Here is a 17,200-nt window from a genome sequence, read left to right on the forward strand (position 1 = left end):
ATATGATCTCACCTTCGCAGAATTTTCCGCTCCCCGCGGAATAATGCTTTGTCCCCGTACGTCAAAGATCCTTTAGGAGGCCTGGCATTCCATTGCTTGTCCTGGCCAACGGATCAAAGGTGGCGCTATCCCGGCCGGGTAAATCAGGAGCTTTTCGGTACTACCGATAAATAAATTTCAGGCAAAAAAAAGGGCGGCCCTGAATCGGCCACCCGGGTACCGGCGCAGATTACCGGCTGAAAAGAAAAGAAAATGAGAGCACCGTCAGGAATTGTCGCTGTCGATCTTCCGGAGGATCGCTTCCTTCATCTGGTCGATGAATTTGGTAAAGCTCAGGCGTTTCCGTCGCTCGATCTCGTTAAAACGGCGCTGAACAATACCGATCGAAACCTGCAGGCTGCTTTCGAGCCAGCGTACGATCTGGTTGAGGCTGGCATTGCCATGGTTCAGCTGGCCGGTCAGCCAGAGACCGTACGCCAGTTCAACAATATTAACGGCATCTCCGGTCCAGCGAAGGTCGGATACCGGCTGGGCTGATCTGACCGCATGTAACTCCGGGTGCGTAACCTGCGCGATCTGTTCCAGCAGGTAATATTGTATGCATTCATAAGCGATAAACTTGGCGAAAAGATAGGTCATCGGGGTCGAGAACTGGTTGCCGAATTCTGAAAGATCGGCCGCCGGGACTGACAGGGGCGCGGCATCTGCCAGGAAGTAATGCCTGTCGAGGTCAGTTAGCCCGGTCTTAAAATACTGGTAGTGGAAATTATTCATGCGGAAAAAGCTTTTGCGCGCTTTGAGTTCATCCTCGTAATAGCGTATCCTGCTGGCATCCGTGCCGATAGGTACGTGCATGTGAATATGGTATTTCATGATCTCTTCGATGCGTTTGGCCAATATTTCCGGCTGGAAATACTTGAAGAAAAAGATCTCTTCGTCCACATCCGTGAATTTCAGCTGGTCACGAACCTGATTGACCGCAGCAATAGCGGTATCGATCGCTTTGAGCATAAGGTTCAGCCTCTCCAATCCAGGCTCCATTTCATTCAGTTCCAGAATGTCTTCATTCAGAACTTTTTTGATTTCTTCTAATTGCTGATCCATGATATTTAAAATTAGGCATCGCCTTCCCATTTCGCACGGGAACATGCAATGCCGGTACTTCCGTTTTACGGGCATTAAGTTAATTTTTCAAATTGCCTGATTAGCCTTGCACCCTCATTGATGACGGGGAATGCCTGACATATCCTCGGCGTAAGCACACTGATAAAGAAACTGATAATCACTTCGGTCATCAGCATATTATAGGAAATGTGGCCGTTGCGCAAGTTGTAAAGGCAGCTGATCAGGACACAGATAACGCTTGCTGTGCCGCAACAATCATAGAGGAGGTTGTAACGGTTAACCGATCCGGCCAGGGATCCGGCCTGTTCAATATAGGCGGACTGTTCCTGCAATCGAATTTTCAGGGAATCACGGGCCGCATGGTCACCGGTCAACGCCTGTACGAGCGCCTTTTCATTGGCACTTTCCGTTCCGGACAATGCCGCCTGCCGCGCTGTAAAAAAGGTAGAATTACAGAAACCTAACCACAAGACAACCAGCACATAAAGGGAATCGATCAGCGCGGTCACCGGTTCGAAATACCAGAGGCCTGCCAGCAGCAACATGACCAATGATCCTTCGCAGAAGAGGACGCCAAGCAGCGCCATAAAAGCATTTTGTATCACTTGTATGTTCCTGAGCCCTGATTTTATAATTGCCGCATCAGTTTGTTTACCCGAATACCGGGCAATAAAGCGGTAAACGTATTTTCGCCGGATCTCGCCGTTAAGCCGGATGAGCATTTGCTGCCTGAGGTAGCTGCACAGGCTTTTAGCCAGCATCATGCAGCCAAGCAGGATGACGGTAGCAACCAGCAGGCTTATCTTTTTCTCCGAGGGTGAATCGCTGATGCCCCGCTGGAGCAACCACGACAAGGCTATCCCGAATAACGTTACGCCGGCATTCATGACCGGGATGCTGATGTAAAGTGTTTTCTGAAAGGAGTCTGTCTTGAGCAGGGCATACCAGATATGATTGGCCAGCCTGAACGGGCCGCGACGCAAATCTTCCACGTACAGTGATGCCCCGTCACACCAGCTCTTTTCCAGCGAAGTACCCGGAAGCCATGCCATTCCGGTTGCCGGATCGCCGATCAGGTATCTCCATTTTCCCCGGCTGCTCTCAGCCCCGAAGCAAACGACAAAATGATAGGTCCCGTCAGGATTACGGGTGCGGAGGATACAGGGCGAATCAAGGGCGCGCAGGGTATTTTCGTCCATGCTGACGCACCGGGATTTCAAACCGCTCCTGGTGGCGAGTTCCCGCAGGTCGAAAAGTGACAGTCCGGAGGGCGTTGCGTTCTCGTACAGGAGTAAATGCAGACCATCATCATAGCGCCCTGCATAATTAAGCAGCATGGCTATGCAGGCGATTCCGCAATCGTCGGGCCCCCGTTGCCTGACGAAGGTGTTGTTAAGCATCAACAGATTTTTCATAGGTCATCTATTTAAAGTTCAAATCCCGGGATTTACCCGGTGGCAGGGAACATCAGGAGCGAGAAGAAGGTAACAGCGGCGATCCAGACCGCCAGCGCCGGGACGTAGGAAACCAACACGATCCTGAGCGACTTATCGAAACCGGCATCCGTGACTTCAGATAATCCATAGGCCAGGATAAACCAGTAGCCTACCTCAAAAAGATTCAGTGACTGAAGCGCGTAATACCAGTCAGCCGGAATATTGCTGAAAAATGAAAGGGCGGAACCCATATAGTAACGGTGCCAGTCTGACAAGGTGCCGTTTTCGAACATATCTTTAAAACTCAGGAGTTTGATGACTGCCGGTATTAGAAATATGAAATCAGCGAGAACTGCTATCCTGAATATTTTGCCGGCAGAGACCTTGATATCGCTCAGATAACAGGCGGTGTGCAGGATCAGTGTGACCAGGGCAAGTTTAATCAGCAGATAAGCTATCGCTGAAACATATACCCATTGCTGTAGTGCATCATAAATGCCTGCGCCGGATCCCGGGACACCGGAAAGCGGGTTACCGCTGTTTTCATAAAATTCAGGGGTAAGGATATAATGGCTCGTCAGACAGATCAGTAAGCAGGTGATCCCGAGCAGCAGCGACAGGCTGAGTTTACCGTGATGATAAAAGTATTTCATTTCGTCAGATTTTCTGGTAAAATTCTGCCCGAACAGTGTCATTAACAATAAGTACAGATTGTAAGTTATAAGCAGAAGTGATAGGGCTTTTAAATTAAAAAATTATGCCTGACCTGATTCCCATCTTAGACAGCCGCCCGGTCACCACGGTTATCGGCATCCTGAATTTTGCGGTCAGTATTGCCGGTATGAGACGGCGGGACCTTTACCATCAATGGATACTGCATCCCTACGGTATCAGGAGACGAAAAGAATTCTGGCGTCTGATCACATCGGATTTCATCCATCATGACCTGGTCCATCTGCTCATTAACAGCGCGATGCTGTTCTTCATCTGCGGAGAACTGGAAATGTTCCTTTCGGAGCGTTATGGGTCGGGAAGCCTGATCTTTCTGGCGATATACCTGCTCAGTCATTTGACCGGAGCTATGACCGTTTCCTGGTCGAACAGGAATAATTTTGAGTATTCCAGTGCAGGTGCGTCCGGCAGCATCATGGGCTGTATGATGAGTTTTATGATCCTTGCACCGCACGAAGTTGCTTTTTATTTACCGCTGGCCGGTGCAGTGGAAAATGAATTTGCCGCTTTGCTGGTGATCCTGGGACTGATGGTGTATCGATGGCGGTCGGGTAATGAAATGCTGGATAACGAACTGCACTTCTTCAGCGCATTGGGAGGGATTGCCGCTACGGTGATTTGTTGCGGCATCATTTTTTAGAAGCAACACCGGGTAGAAGTATACTTCCGGTGTTGCGTCCTGTTACCACCAACCGAGGCAGGATGGGCCGGTGGCTGCGATCACGGCACCGATGGCCGCGCCGGCACCGCCGAACAATCCCCCGACTGTAGCTGAAACGACGATGTGGTAGCCGCACGAAGTCGCGCCCCCGATCATCTGCTTTGCCTGTGCATCTGATAATTCTTTCATGATAATTATATTTTAAGCGCTCCCTGAATTGAAAGCTTGATAAAGTTCCTTACTGTTTCCTGCGGTAGCTAAAACATTAACTTGTATTTTATTACTTTTGCTTATAGAAATAATATCAAAAGGTATTAAGTAAATGCAGCAGAGTATAGGAGAAAAGGTGAGGGTTCAGCGAGTGATCAGGGGCTTCAGCCAGGAATACATGGCATTTATGCTGGAAATTTCGCAGGCTGCCTATTCCAACCTGGAAAGGAACGAAACCGAGATGACCATTACCCGAGCCTTTGAGATCGCCGAGATCTTGGAGATTTCGCCGTTCGAGCTGATGCCCAAGCCTAAATTTGGCAGTGGTATCAATTATCATCGCTTCGCCGACATGATCAGGAGTCTGGCCAATCGCTGGCGGTTAGGTTTAGGAACAAGGAGCTTTTCACCGCCAATCCTTTGACTGGTCGTCACAGTGACACATTGAAGCCGAAATTTAAATAGTTTATAAGTTGAGGTTATAGCTTTTTCCTGCCCGTTGCGCCAAATTCACCTCACCAACGGGAAAGGTGCTATGGATTATCGATCATATGAGAAACGGCTGGAATATATCCTGGAACTGATCCGGAAGAGCCGGTTTCGTACTGTCGATGATGCAGCAGCAAGGTTCAGCTGCAGCGGACGTACCGTCAAACGCATGCTCAATCACCTGCGTGACCGCGGTCACCATATCCGGTATGACCGCCTCCAAAAAAAATATTTCCTGATAGAAAAAGAGTGACATTTTTTGTCCCAAAGGCGAATATACCTTTATTCCATGCCGATAAGACAACACAATAAAGCCTTTATCACCACATTTTCCGCCGGATTGCTGGCCCTGCTCTGGTTCTATGCAGCACTGAGCAAACTGATGGACTTTCAATTCTTCAAAGAAGCGATCCATAAACAGCCCCTATATCCGGTCATTCAATTTTTTGTCATTTACGGACTTCCGGCCGCAGAGATAATTACCGGGGGAGGCCTGCTGATAGCCAGGTTCAGTAAATCTTTCTTTTATGTTTCCGCGATCATGTTGTATGCCTTTACGGTTTACATCGCGCTCATTCTTTTTCGCGCATTCGGACATATCCCATGCGGTTGCGGGGGAGTGATCGGCCACATGGGCTGGACCTTCCATTTGTGGTTTAACCTGGTTTTTCTGGCACTAAATACTTTCACCATAATCATTTACCAGCGAAAGGAGCCCGGTGACAATTAAACAGAAATCATAAATAACTGCATTTACAAGGGAGTTTGCAATTGCGGACAGGACAAGCCGAAAACCTGAAGACAGAGTAGGCACAGCATTGAATAAAATTATCATTGAAGTTTTTCGCTTGCTTTTTGATCTAACAAAGCGGCATATATCATGAAAAAGTTAATTATTCCTGTTATAGCCATTATACTGGCTTTTGGTTCAAGTGCTTTCACTGCAAAGAAAAGCACCAGCAATTTCTTTAAATATATCGGCCCGGCAGCCAGGACTTCAGGTGATGTTCAAAGTATCACCAATTATCAGGCACAAACTTTAGATCCTTGCGCTGATGTAGAAAATGTTTGTGGTGTTACATTGCCCACCGCAAAAACTGTTGGGCAAAACCCGGCCTCAACCGAATTCAACGCCGAGAAATCCAACCTTTGGACCTCGCAGCAAAACCATTCGCCCGCTGATGACGCCATTGGAATGGAACCATAATTTGACGCCAGTTCAAATAAAAAAGCTGCCAGATCCAGGCAGCTTTTTTATTTATTTGAATCGGCTATTATGATAGGTAGACATTCATGATATTTCTCTTCAAGCAACAAGGAACCGTTCTTCACTATTCCCGGTGTCGAAACGGTAAGTGATCTCATCAGGGATTCTGCTGAAGCCCGCTTATGTCGACTGCTTTTTGATCGATCTGAAAGACATACCTCAAAGAATTAGGTTCCAGCGTGTAAGTGGTACCTGATAAATTCCGCGTTAATGTTCTCGCAAATGCCGGTTCCTGATTCAACCGGCGAAGGTCACTCCAGCGTAGCGTTCGGAAAGGCAACTCCTTTCTTCTTTCTTTAAGAACAATGTTGAGCAATTGTGTCTGGTCGGTGATCGCGTAAGGAACGAAGGTGCCGGTTTTCCATCTGTTCATTAATAGTTTATTAAGCGCGATCAAAGCGTTTTGAGTATCACCATTGCGAACCGCCGTTTCTGCTTTGATCAGATACAGCTCGTCGGTGGCTATGCCATTGAATAAAAACGTTCCGGTCACCCCGGCATAAGTGCCTTTAAAGTTAAATGAACTTCCGGTGCCGGTTTTAAATAGGATTGTCCTTCTCAGATCGGTAGAAGCATAAGATGTGTACAGCAAGGTATCGATCTTCGCCTTAGCCTGGGTTAAAGCGGATGCACCTAAAGCCCTGGAGTCATAGATCACCTCATCATTAAATTGTTTAAACGGAAGCGTTGCAGTAGCGCTTAAGGTATTATAGTTGATGAGGGTATTGTAGAGAGCCAATGCTGAATCAGCGAACAGACCGGCATTTTTATAATCTCTCATAGATAAATAAACCCTTGCAAGTAAACCGTAAGCAGCGGGTTTACTTGCTCTGTATTTTAGAGTTGACGAAGACGGCAAAAGCGGGAGACTGTTCTTTATATCGGAAATAATTGCCGTATAGGTATCCGCCAAATTCGCTCTGACCGGTTTAACCCCGGCATCCGCCGTTTGGCGCAGGGCGATCCCAAGATCTGAATTTGCAGATGATGAATATGGTTTGGCAAAAACCTGCGCTATCGCATAGTGATATGAACCTCTTATAAATAAGGCATTTCCCCTGATCTTGTTTCTTGCCGATTCATCACCTCCAGATATTTTTGGCAGGGCATCGAGAATCACGTTTGCATATTCTACACCCTGGTAAGGGGAACTGTAGTCAGCCACAAAATTCGGGGACTTTTGCCAGCTGTAGTAACTTCGCTGGGCATCATTCAGGCCATTGAAGTCTGCAGCTGTCAGGTAATAATCATCGGAAGCAACTTCCGGAGCTGAAGGATATCGTGCGTTTACTGTGCTATATGCGTCGAGTAAACCCTCAAGATCATCGATTGTTGAAGGGGTTGATATAGATTGATCCGGCTTAGCGTCCAGATATTTTTTGCATCCGGCAAACAAAGCCGGAATGGACAGGCAAAGCATTAATTTAATTATGCTGCCTGCAATAAGATCAACATTTATTTTTTTCATAGCTTTCGATTAAAGATTGAATTTCACTCCGGCTGAATAAGCAACAGGTGGCTTATAATTGTAAAGGATATCCGGATCAATACCCGGTTTGTTGGCTTTCCATAACATCAGGTTAAGCTGATTGGCAAAAAGATACACCTGAAGCGATTTGATCCCAATGAATTTCTTATATGGCCGAATGGTATAGCTCATATATATTTCTTCCAGCCTTATATTATCTGCTTTTTCTGTATTGACCGAGGCATAGTGATAGAAATTGTCCCTCAGACCATTTCCCGGATAAATAAAGGATGGTGTGTTGGTGAGCTGTTCATCACCTGATTTTTGCCAGCGCTGATCATAATCTGTATATCCTGAACCTCCGGAAAGCAAGCTTTCATAGGATGTGGTCGGCTTTCGGAAATAATAGCTCAACCGGTATGATAAGTTAAATGCCAATGAAAATTGACGCCAGTCAAGTGTATTACGCAGGGTCCCGAAAATTGTCGGCAATGCCGAACCGGTTATTACCTGTTGCTCTAATGGGTTTTGAGCTATTGCTGCATAGTCTTTACTGACTACTCCGTTGACATAGCCCATTGGGTCACCGGTTTTTGGATCAAGTCCCGCCCATCTGTAACTGACAATGACGTAGGGGTTTTGATCAAGAATAGGGAGTATAGATGTCCCGTCCGAAACAAAACCTGTCCGGGGCAAAGGGTTTAGATTTTTTGTGGTTTTATAATTGACATTACTGAACAATAAAGTTGTCCGCCATTTTACATTACCATCAAGATTGAGTGAGTTCAACACAATATCTGTACCTCTGGCGAAAATACTGGCTGAATTCTGATTAGCACTTGCAAAGCCAGTTGTCGGGTCAAGCAGTACACTGCTGATCAGATCATCCGAATGCTTATTATAGTACTCTATGGAACCGCCTAAACGGTTATTAAACAATTCAAAGTCTACACCCAAATTAAGCGTTTTGACCTGTTCCCACCGCAGATGAGGGTTAGGTGGTGCCGTCACGCCGGCAAATGGTATTTTTAGCGGGTTGAGGGATGCCTGAAGATATTGAATGCGCGTTAAAGCAGACTCATTGGGCGAAATATTTCCGCTTACACCATAGGTGACCCTGAGTGAAAACTCCGGTAACCAGTTGATCCCATAAAAGCTTTCACGATTGACCCTCCAAAGTGCTCCGGCCGACCATAGAGGAACCCCTTTTTGGTTAGTGCTGACACCAAACAAATTGGATTCATCGCGGCGGGCCGAGGCCGTTATGGTGTATTTTGAACTATAGGTATATGCAGCATTTGCAAAGTAGGATACGAAACGATTCAGATAAGACTTGAATAGCTTATTATCATAGATATAGCTATCCCCATTTATGGCATCATAAGTTGGGTAAAGATTTGCGAAATCAACCGGAATGGTTGTTAGCGTATTCGGGTCATATCCGTAAGTTATGAAGTTGGTAGAGTTGCTTTTGGTTTCCCTGATCTCCATACCTGCAATAGCTGTAATCCTGTTTTTTGAATCAAATGCCTGATCAAAGCTTAGCTGACCTCTTATGGCCTGTTGCTGGCTGCTTTGATTAAACGATGTCAGGATCGGTTTCTTTGGTATGGCGTAAAAAACGCTGCTGCCATTTAGCTGAGTAAAGGTATTTATATAATCCCTTGTTGAATAACTGTTAAGGTTTTGAAGGTTATCAGCGGATGACCATGATTGTTCATACTGATATTTTACATCCGCTTTTAAAGATTTGAAAAGCTTATAGTTCATGCCGAGATTCAGCAATATGTCAGACATTTTCGAGCGGTTGTCGTTATTTTGTAATTCCTGTAAGGGACGATATTTCCAATCCAGTAGTCTGCCATTTCCTGCGGTATCGGTGAATGCCCGGCTGTGATAAAGATCTACTGCGGCTGGACTGCCGTCACTGCTGACCAGCGAAGCATACGGTGAAATGGACATACGACTATTGGTATAAGAACCATACCCGCCCGGGCTATTAGCCATTGAATTACTTTTGGTCAACAGCAAGTCGGTTGACAGCTGCCATTTTTGGGTAAGATCGATTACATTGTTCGATCTCAAGGTAATCCTGTCACTTCCGTTGCCAATAAGATTATCGTTGTTTTTATCATAACCTGCTGAAAATAAATACCGAATGCCATTACCTGCGCCGGTCAGATTCAAATGATACTGGTGATTGACCGAGTTTCGGTATAGATATTTTTGCATGTCACTTCGAACATCTTTTGACCTGAGCTGATTGATCTGCTGTTCAGCCTGGGGACCGGAAATGGTACCATTTCTTGCCTGATTGAGCAAATCGACGACCTGAGAAACCGCTGGATATGCGGGATCGGAAAAAAGGTTATCATAAAAACCCTGAGCGAAAAGATTTTTTTCCAGATCGATGTAACTGGAAGAGGATAACTGGTTGGCAGAAAGCAAATTCGGCTTTTGACGCAATGAAATATTGCTGTTGAAGGTTACTTGTAACGGCTGATTCAGCCTGGCCTTCTTAGTATTGATCACGATGACACCATTCCCGGCACGGGCACCCCATATGGATGAAGCTGCCGCATCTTTCAATACTGTAACGCTTTCGATATCATTCGGATTGATATTATTGATATCACCGGAATAAGGAAAATTATCAAGCACGATCAGTGGCGTGGCCGTAGCTATATCAAGTGTGCTCAATCCCCGGATCTGAATGGTCTGTTGATTCGGGTTTCGCCGGTCTATCTGCAAGCCGCTTGTAAGGCCTTCAATTCTGCTGATAATATCAGTACCGACGCGCTGGCTCAGCAGCTGATTATCCAGCTTATAAAAACTACCCGTCGCTCTTTCCTTTGGAATATCCTGATAACCTGTACTGACTAACACTTCCTTCAATTCATGAACCAAAGGCTCCATCGTAATATGGATCAGCGAGTTAACTTTAGTATCGATTACCTTTTTGACAGTTTTGTAGCCGATCAGGGTGAAGGTAATGGTATCGTTTCCCCGAATATATACTTGAAATCTGCCTTGTGCATTAGTGACATCCTTAAATACCCGGCTCTGGAGCGTGAACGTAACTCCTGAAAGCGGCTGACCTGTATCAGATCTTACGTCCCCGTATAAAATGATACTTTCCTGAGCCTTTGTTTCACAGACAATGAATAATGAAATGAGGAAAAATAATATTGATTTACCGGCTTTCATAGCGTTACCTTTCTTGTGACTTTAGGCTTTTTGACAACGATCTGTTTGATATCAATTTTCTTTCCGGCAAGGAGGGCTGCTATGTTGGCTGCGGTAATTTCACTCTTTTGAGGAAAGCCGACTATAGAACCATCCGGGTCGATCCATACCCCAAACGGCACACCGTAGAATTCAAAATTTGGATAGATAGTGCTGTCCCTAAAAGCAATAGGAAGAATGAATTTTTGATCTGACCAGGAGTTCATTCTGTCAAGAAGAATATTCATCCTTCGCATGGTCTCCTGATTACTTGCCGGATTTACGAGAATAACCTGAAGTTTATTCCCAAACTGACGCTGGAGGGAATCGAGATGAGGAAATCCGGCGATACATCCGCTACAGAATGTATTCCAGAAATCAAGAATGATAACTTTACCCTTGAAATCCGAGATCCTTGCCGATTTATGTTTCCAGTTTATGATGTTGGTGATTTCCAGATCAGGCATTTTATCGCCTGGTTTTAAATACTTTGGAGTATTTTGAGCATGGGAACGGGCCTGAAAAAAAAGGCAAAGCACTCCCAGTAAGCATATTTTTAGCTTCATTTTCGTTAAGATTAGTTGTGAAAAATGGATTAATTATCTCCTGAAATATGGAGCATAATTATTCAGCAGGAGAGATAAGCAGAACCCAGTTCTGGACAGGATAGCTAATCATGTCCTTCTCCTTTCTGCGGATTTTCGGGAACCCCGTTCGCCTGATGTAATATGTAAGCCGCGGCCACCAGGTCTGTTAACTGATCGAAGAACAGGGCTACTTCTTCGTCTGAAACTTCTGCTTTGTAGGTGCATTCTTTAGTTGCCCAGCATTGGAACAATTTCCAAAACATCACCTTGGCGGCTTCAGGTGTATGATTCGCGAAGAACTTAGACACCACATCACTTAAATGTAAGGATGCATTAAAATCATATTGTTGTATTGCCGCTTCCATCGAGTTATATTAATAAATGGTAAGTCGGGTGAATAAGAAACGCCATAGGCGTGGACTCAACTTACCGTCTTAGAGGCCCTGAGAAGTGCCGCCACGATAAGAGAGCCCACACCTATGGCGTGGGCAATACACTTACCGTCTCGCGGCTCTAAAATTTCTCAGGTTTCTAAGACGAGACAAAAAGCGATTGCTTCAATTTCTTTGACTGAAGTATCGCAAAACAAATATAATCTTTTTTTATAATTGCGGAAGTATTCTACCGCAATTATTTTAAATTATTCAAAGACCTTGAATCGCACTTATCTTACAAAAATTGAAAAGCGATTACAAGAGGGTTCAAGAAGATTTCGGACGAAATTTAAAAAAAATCAGAGAGGAAAAAGGTTTGTCGTTAAGGGCTTTGGCTGCTAAATGTGATTTAGATGATAGTCAAATATCCAAAATCGAAAATGCAAAATGGGATGTACAATTGTCAACAATTTTTGAACTTGCCAAAGGATTAGAAGTTGAGCCTAAATTGCTTTTGGATTTCTAATAATTTCTTGCAACACTTATATTAATTTGAGGCAACCCACCAAGTAAATTATAATCCATAGAATAATAAGGCTTACACCGAAAATTAATTGATTTTTAGTTTTTCCTTTTCTAAAATCAGGCTTTTCCATTTGGATATAGTGCGTTTAAATCAATATGCCGTAAAAAAAGTCGCACCGACGAATTATGTTTGAAATTTGAGAATCAAATATAAGATATGGTGAGATATTTCTCACCACTTTTAAGCTGTAAAATGGCAACTTTCGTATTCAGAAATTGAAATGCGTAGCGAAAGTCACAAAGACATACTTATAAAATTTGGATCCCATCTCCAAACGCTGCGCAAAAACAAAAATCTTTCCCTACGAAAATTAGCTTTGAATTGCAATCTTGATCATTCTGTAATTAAAAAGTATGAAAATGGTGATCACAATTTAAGTTTAATATCTCTTACTGAATTGGCAGCCGGACTTGATATTCCACTAAAGGAATTGATGGATTTTTAAGTACTCGATTGGTTTTTTGTGAAGTTATAGCAGTTTGGTAAGAATTAATTAATTAATTAATTGCTAATTTTGTTAGCTAGTATATATTGTCGTTTAATTGCAAGTAGCCTGGTTTGTTAATTTAATAATTTTAGCATTATTAATTTTAGTAGCGGTTAATTGTCTAAAGAGTGTTTTTTTAATTAAGCATTTGATTTTTAATCAACAGGAAGGTATGATTGTCTTAATATTTAAAATCATGCGACTATTTTTCAACAACTGAGTACTTTTGCACCAATTGCTGATATGTCGGCCACATGTTTTATATTAGTTAGCATATCCCTATTTTGACCAGTTCATATGTCGTTAGATATTAAATTTTTAGAATCAGAGATACAGGATCAGTATCTTAACGATGACAGTCCAAGGCCTTGGATCATAGGCTTTAGCGGCGGAAAAGATTCTACCATGCTACTTCAACTCGTATGGTTAGCAATTAAAAAACTACCCCAAGAATTGCGGACAAGGCATATCTATGTCGTTTGTAACGATACGCTTGTAGAGAACCCGAAGATCGCGCAATTTGTGCACCATACTTTAAAAAAGCTGCAAAGCGCAGCGGCCAGTCAAGGCATGCCCATCACCGTGCATGAAACTACCCCGATCTTGGAAGAAACTTTTTGGGTCAACCTATTGGGGAAAGGATACCCGGCACCGAACAATATGTTCCGATGGTGTACCGAGCGTTTGAAGATCAACCCAACAACAGACTTCATCAAAACCAAAATAAGTGAAACCGGTGAAGTGATCATTTTACTAGGAACGCGCAGCGCTGAAAGCTCTAACCGTGCCCGGAGTATCAAAAAATATGAAGTGAAAGGCGAAAGGCTGAGGAAACATATCCTGCCCAATGCCTACGTGTTCGCTCTGATCAAAGATGTACTTACCGATGAGGTGTGGACCTACCTGTTGCAGGTCGATCCGCCATGGGGTGGTACCAACCGCGACCTGGTGACCCTTTACCGAAATGCCAATGGCGGCGACTGTCCTTTAGTGATTGACGATACGACCCCGTCCTGCGGTAACAGTCGATTTGGCTGCTGGGTATGCACCGTGGTCAATAAGGATAAGTCAATGGAGGCGCTGATCGACAATGGCGAAGAATGGATGATTCCTTTATCCGACTTCCGAGATATGCTCCAGGAAGAACGAAACAATCGTGACTGGCGAGAAAAGAGGCGACGCAACAGCGATATCACAGGCGAAGATGTATGGGGGCCTTACTACCCAGAGAAGCGTGCTTTGATGCTGAAGACCCTATTGCAGGCACAAAAAGAAGTGCAGCAATCCGAACCCGACCTCGTGCTGATCAATTACCAGGAACTGGTAGCGATCCAGGTTACCTGGCATCGCGATTCGATCTTCAACTACAGCGTGGCAGAAATATATAACGAAGTTTATGGTACCGACCTGAATAAGACCGATTTCAGCGACAATACGATCTTTGAAAAGGAGATATTACAGGAGGCCTGCAATGATGATACGGAATTTGAACTGATCAACGAGCTGTTGGAAATTCAAAAATCCAGGTACATTATGGTGAACAATTATGGGTTACAGAGCGATATCGAAAATCATTTGGAACACCATATCAAACACAGGAAACAGGATGTTCATTAATAAAATATCATTATCTAATTTCAGGGTTTATTACGGGAATAACGAACTCGACCTGGCTACTGATATCAGTAACAATATCTCGGTCATCGCCGGTAACAACGGCTTTGGCAAGACCTCGTTGTTGACTTCTCTTGTTTGGGGCCTTTACGGTAAATTAATGACGGATGTCGATGAGCGCTATCGTCAGGACATCCTGGAATCGGGTGGTTATAAGCGTTATTGCGAAAAATTGATGAACCGTCTCGCGCTGAGCGAATCGGGTGAAAAGATCGCAGCCCTACAGGAAGAAATTACGCTTACACCTAACTCGGCAGCGAAGCTTGCGCTGAAAAAGCAATTGACTGGCTTTTCTTCTTTCAGCGTCGGCTTGCAATTATCCGGTCTGATGATCCCTTCGGTGCCTTGCGAATTTGTGGAGATCAAACGGACGTATGATATAAAAACCCACCAGGAGGACGTAGAAATTTTGATTGATGGCAAGGTTAATGAACTGACCAAAGGTGTCGGACCTGAAATCTTTATTAATGATTTTATACTACCTAAGGAGATCGCTAAATTTTTCTTTTTCGACGCGGAGAAGATCGTTGCCCTGGCGGATATCAATACTGCAGATGAAAAGCGTTACCTAAGCCAGGCCTATGCCGAAGTATTAGGGATCAAGAAATATACCGACCTGAAAGGTAACCTGCAAAATTTAAGGTTACGTTTAAGGCAGAAGTCCGCTGTAAAAAGTGATCGCAATGTACTGGAGAAACTCTCTAAACAGCTTACCCAAAACAAAAAGCTGGGCCAGCACTACTTACAGCAGCTGGAAGAACGGGCGGATATTATCCATTCCAAAAAAATTGCCTCAGATAAATATCAGGAACAGCTGATCCGCGAGGGGAGTTCGATCACGCTGGAAGAATTAAAAAGGCTTAAAGAACAACAGGTCCAGTATACCCACGACCTGCTTAAAACCAAGACCCGCTTTAACGAATTGCTGGAACTGGCTCCATTCGCTATGCTGGCTGGAAAAGTTGCGCAGGTGAAACAACAACTGGAAGCAGAAATGAATAACAGTATGGCCTCGCGCACTTTATTACAGGATAAATTTTCGGCGATCAGTGCGGCGATGGAAGGCTTTAAAACTAAATTTAACTTTACCTCTGAAACGGAGGAGACGCTGCTCGGCCTTATCAGGGCGGAGTTGCTACCGGAACGCCAGCAGGAAGTAAAAACATTACTTGATTTTAGGCTTGACCAGCAGAACCAATTTTTTGCTATCTACGATAACTTAAAGAATGCTTATAGCAAAACGTTCCGCCAATTGGTAATGGAACAGAAGCGCCTCCAAACCATGTACAGTAATGTTCAACGTAAGCTTTCAGATGCGGAATCAAAAGAACGTGACCCGGTAATCATGGAGATACGCCAGTCTAAAGACCGCATCGATGAAGAGATCAGGTCCCTGGAAAACGAGATCGCCGGTATTACAGCCAAAAAACAAAATGCCGAAACGGAGATACAAGTGCTTTCCCGCAAAATTTCCGAGTTAAGCAAAAAGGTTGACCTGGAAGATACGGATAAGGAAAAAGATACCATGGCCGAAAGGCTCATTGAAAAGTTGGATAAATTCATCAATCAACTTAAAATTAAAAAGAAGATCAACCTGGAGAAAAGCATCCTGCGGGAGCTGAATCGACTTATGCATAAAGACGATTTTGTGAGTAAAGTAAATGTGGTCATTTCCGGGGATCTGATCGATATCGAATTATATGATCATCAAAAGCAGTTTATAGATAAGGAACTACTTTCTAAGGGGGAACAGCAATTATATGCGACCGCCCTTTTGAAAGCGCTGGTTGATGAGTCCAATATTCGCTTCCCTGTATTCATTGACAGCCCACTTCAGAAATTCGATAAACAGCACTCCCGTAACATTATCCAGGAATTCTACCCCTTCCTTTCCGGGCAGGTTGTATTATTCCCGCTATTGCAAAAGGAACTGAACGAGCAGGAATACGAATGGATGCTTCCGCGAGTAGGTAAAGCTTATCTGATCAATCAGAATGGTAAATACCATTCTGTGTTTAAAGCGGTGCAGGCCGATCAACTGTTTGTGAATTACAACCAAAGTCAGGAATATGTTCAGTAATATCAAAACTTCTAAGGCCAACAAGGAGATCGTCAGCAGTTTGACAAGTAAACTGAACCTCGGTGCGGAGAACATCATCGCACGTTTGGCTCTAGCGTACTCTATCAATTTAGAACGGAAAATGGAACTGTCGAAGATCCAGGATTCGGGCGGCAAAGAGTATAGCGCCAAAGTGCTTTTCGGCGATTACACGGATTACTACATTGCGCTGATCTGTGTCCATTACAATGTGTATAAGAGCGATAAGGATATCAGCCGCTATATTAAAATGCATATCGACGATGGCCTGGAATTACTCAATACCGAATTCGCTGGCAATGTCAGTACTACTGGCTTCGATTTCATCGCCACAAAGATCGATCAAGGGCTTCAGTTCGCCCTTTGATTCAGCATAAAAGCAGCCAATAAATGGCTGCTTTTTTTTTTGATAGGGACGCGAAACGCGAAAATATCCAAATACGAAAAATAAGCTTAGCCTTTTTGAAAGTACCGTTTTAGACAGGTACGAAATGCGCCTGCAATTAGCAAGATTTGCTAATGCCTAAAAGTCAAACCGAAAAATTCAGCCCCGAAGAATTACTACTTTTAGAAAAACTGGCGAAAAGGATAAAAGAATTGCGGATCGAAAAAGGTTTTTCCAATTATGAACATTTCGCCTATGAAAGCGGGATCTCCCGCACCCAATACGGAAAATACGAGATAGGCGACAACCTGAAATTTTTGACTCTGATGAAAGTCCTGAAAACACTGGATATACCGGTGTCCGAGTTTTTCGCAAAAGGATTTGATAATTAATAAC

The 17,200-nt window shown here is 44.1% G+C and carries 19 protein-coding genes; 11 read left to right on the forward strand and 8 right to left on the reverse strand.

Annotated features, from left to right (window positions below; translation table 11 throughout):
- Positions 1-264 precede the first annotated feature (264 nt).
- The 3 genes from LJ707_RS02200 to LJ707_RS02210 all read right to left on the reverse strand — a co-directional run bounded on the left by LJ707_RS02200 (position 265) and on the right by LJ707_RS02210 (position 3,214).
- Positions 265-1,104, reverse strand: a complete 840-nt coding sequence (locus LJ707_RS02200) for an RteC domain-containing protein (RefSeq protein WP_228949095.1) — start codon at positions 1,102-1,104, stop codon at positions 265-267.
- A gap of 74 nt (positions 1,105-1,178) precedes the next feature.
- Positions 1,179-2,540 (reverse strand): cysteine peptidase family C39 domain-containing protein, encoded by a 1,362-nt coding sequence (locus LJ707_RS02205; protein WP_228949096.1) that lies wholly within the window; start codon positions 2,538-2,540, stop codon positions 1,179-1,181.
- A gap of 32 nt (positions 2,541-2,572) precedes the next feature.
- Positions 2,573-3,214 (reverse strand): hypothetical protein, encoded by a 642-nt coding sequence (locus LJ707_RS02210; protein WP_228949097.1) that lies wholly within the window; start codon positions 3,212-3,214, stop codon positions 2,573-2,575.
- A 104-nt stretch (positions 3,215-3,318) separates the two neighbouring features.
- On the opposite strand from LJ707_RS02210, the gene LJ707_RS02215 reads away from it, so the two are divergent.
- Positions 3,319-3,933 (forward strand): rhomboid family intramembrane serine protease, encoded by a 615-nt coding sequence (locus tag LJ707_RS02215; RefSeq protein ID WP_228949098.1) that lies wholly within the window; start codon positions 3,319-3,321, stop codon positions 3,931-3,933.
- 42 nt (positions 3,934-3,975) lie between these two features.
- On the opposite strand, the gene LJ707_RS02220 is transcribed toward LJ707_RS02215, so the two are convergent.
- The gene (locus LJ707_RS02220; RefSeq protein ID WP_228949099.1) at positions 3,976-4,143 is read right to left on the reverse strand and encodes a hypothetical protein; all 168 of its coding nucleotides are present in this window, start codon (positions 4,141-4,143) and stop codon (positions 3,976-3,978) included.
- A gap of 133 nt (positions 4,144-4,276) precedes the next feature.
- Between LJ707_RS02220 and LJ707_RS02225 the strand changes: the two genes are divergently transcribed.
- The 4 genes from LJ707_RS02225 to LJ707_RS02240 all read left to right on the forward strand — a co-directional run bounded on the left by LJ707_RS02225 (position 4,277) and on the right by LJ707_RS02240 (position 5,860).
- On the forward strand, positions 4,277-4,588 hold the full coding sequence (locus LJ707_RS02225) for a helix-turn-helix transcriptional regulator (protein ID WP_228949100.1): 312 nt from the start codon (positions 4,277-4,279) through the stop codon (positions 4,586-4,588).
- A 111-nt stretch (positions 4,589-4,699) separates the two neighbouring features.
- Entirely contained in the window at positions 4,700-4,906 is a 207-nt protein-coding gene (locus tag LJ707_RS20380) for a DeoR family transcriptional regulator (protein WP_370632364.1), read from the forward strand.
- 36 nt (positions 4,907-4,942) lie between these two features.
- Positions 4,943-5,383, forward strand: coding sequence for a MauE/DoxX family redox-associated membrane protein (locus LJ707_RS20385; RefSeq protein ID WP_370632365.1), 441 nt, complete (start codon positions 4,943-4,945; stop codon positions 5,381-5,383).
- Between the two features lie 150 nt (positions 5,384-5,533).
- The gene (locus LJ707_RS02240) at positions 5,534-5,860 is read left to right on the forward strand and encodes a DUF6520 family protein (protein WP_228949103.1); all 327 of its coding nucleotides are present in this window, start codon (positions 5,534-5,536) and stop codon (positions 5,858-5,860) included.
- A gap of 157 nt (positions 5,861-6,017) precedes the next feature.
- Here the strand turns inward: LJ707_RS02240 and LJ707_RS02245 are convergent, their stop codons facing one another.
- The 4 genes from LJ707_RS02245 to LJ707_RS02260 all read right to left on the reverse strand — a co-directional run bounded on the left by LJ707_RS02245 (position 6,018) and on the right by LJ707_RS02260 (position 11,565).
- Complete coding sequence (locus LJ707_RS02245; RefSeq protein WP_228949104.1) at positions 6,018-7,388, reverse strand: RagB/SusD family nutrient uptake outer membrane protein; 1,371 nt, start codon at positions 7,386-7,388, stop codon at positions 6,018-6,020.
- Between the two features lie 9 nt (positions 7,389-7,397).
- Entirely contained in the window at positions 7,398-10,595 is a 3,198-nt protein-coding gene (locus tag LJ707_RS02250) for a SusC/RagA family TonB-linked outer membrane protein (RefSeq protein ID WP_228949105.1), read from the reverse strand.
- Positions 10,592-11,179 carry a TlpA disulfide reductase family protein gene (locus tag LJ707_RS02255; protein ID WP_228949106.1) on the reverse strand — a complete coding sequence of 196 codons (588 nt, stop codon included), beginning with the start codon at positions 11,177-11,179 and terminating at the stop codon, positions 10,592-10,594. Before LJ707_RS02255 ends, LJ707_RS02250 begins: the two co-directional genes overlap by 4 nt.
- A gap of 104 nt (positions 11,180-11,283) precedes the next feature.
- Positions 11,284-11,565: a hypothetical protein gene (locus LJ707_RS02260; RefSeq protein ID WP_228949107.1), complete on the reverse strand. Its 282-nt coding sequence runs from the start codon at positions 11,563-11,565 to the stop codon at positions 11,284-11,286.
- 313 nt (positions 11,566-11,878) lie between these two features.
- On the opposite strand from LJ707_RS02260, the gene LJ707_RS02265 reads away from it, so the two are divergent.
- From LJ707_RS02265 to LJ707_RS02285, 6 genes are all read left to right on the forward strand, one after another.
- Positions 11,879-12,100 carry a helix-turn-helix domain-containing protein gene (locus LJ707_RS02265; protein ID WP_228949108.1) on the forward strand — a complete coding sequence of 74 codons (222 nt, stop codon included), beginning with the start codon at positions 11,879-11,881 and terminating at the stop codon, positions 12,098-12,100.
- Between the two features lie 280 nt (positions 12,101-12,380).
- On the forward strand, positions 12,381-12,605 hold the full coding sequence (locus LJ707_RS20390; protein ID WP_370632366.1) for a helix-turn-helix domain-containing protein: 225 nt from the start codon (positions 12,381-12,383) through the stop codon (positions 12,603-12,605).
- A gap of 339 nt (positions 12,606-12,944) precedes the next feature.
- The gene (gene dndC / locus LJ707_RS02270; RefSeq protein WP_228949109.1) at positions 12,945-14,264 is read left to right on the forward strand and encodes a DNA phosphorothioation system sulfurtransferase DndC; all 1,320 of its coding nucleotides are present in this window, start codon (positions 12,945-12,947) and stop codon (positions 14,262-14,264) included.
- Positions 14,254-16,401: an AAA family ATPase gene (locus LJ707_RS02275; protein ID WP_228949110.1), complete on the forward strand. Its 2,148-nt coding sequence runs from the start codon at positions 14,254-14,256 to the stop codon at positions 16,399-16,401. The genes dndC and LJ707_RS02275 overlap by 11 nt, the downstream gene beginning before the upstream one ends.
- A complete protein-coding gene (locus LJ707_RS02280; protein ID WP_228949111.1) occupies positions 16,391-16,786 on the forward strand; it encodes a DndE family protein in 396 nt (131 codons plus the stop codon). Before LJ707_RS02275 ends, LJ707_RS02280 begins: the two co-directional genes overlap by 11 nt.
- Positions 16,787-16,938: 152 nt before the next feature.
- On the forward strand, positions 16,939-17,196 hold the full coding sequence (locus LJ707_RS02285) for a helix-turn-helix domain-containing protein (RefSeq protein WP_228949112.1): 258 nt from the start codon (positions 16,939-16,941) through the stop codon (positions 17,194-17,196).
- Positions 17,197-17,200 lie beyond the last annotated feature (4 nt).

It is taken from the genome of Mucilaginibacter sp. UR6-1 (assembly GCF_020880975.1).
Classification (GTDB): domain Bacteria; phylum Bacteroidota; class Bacteroidia; order Sphingobacteriales; family Sphingobacteriaceae; genus Mucilaginibacter.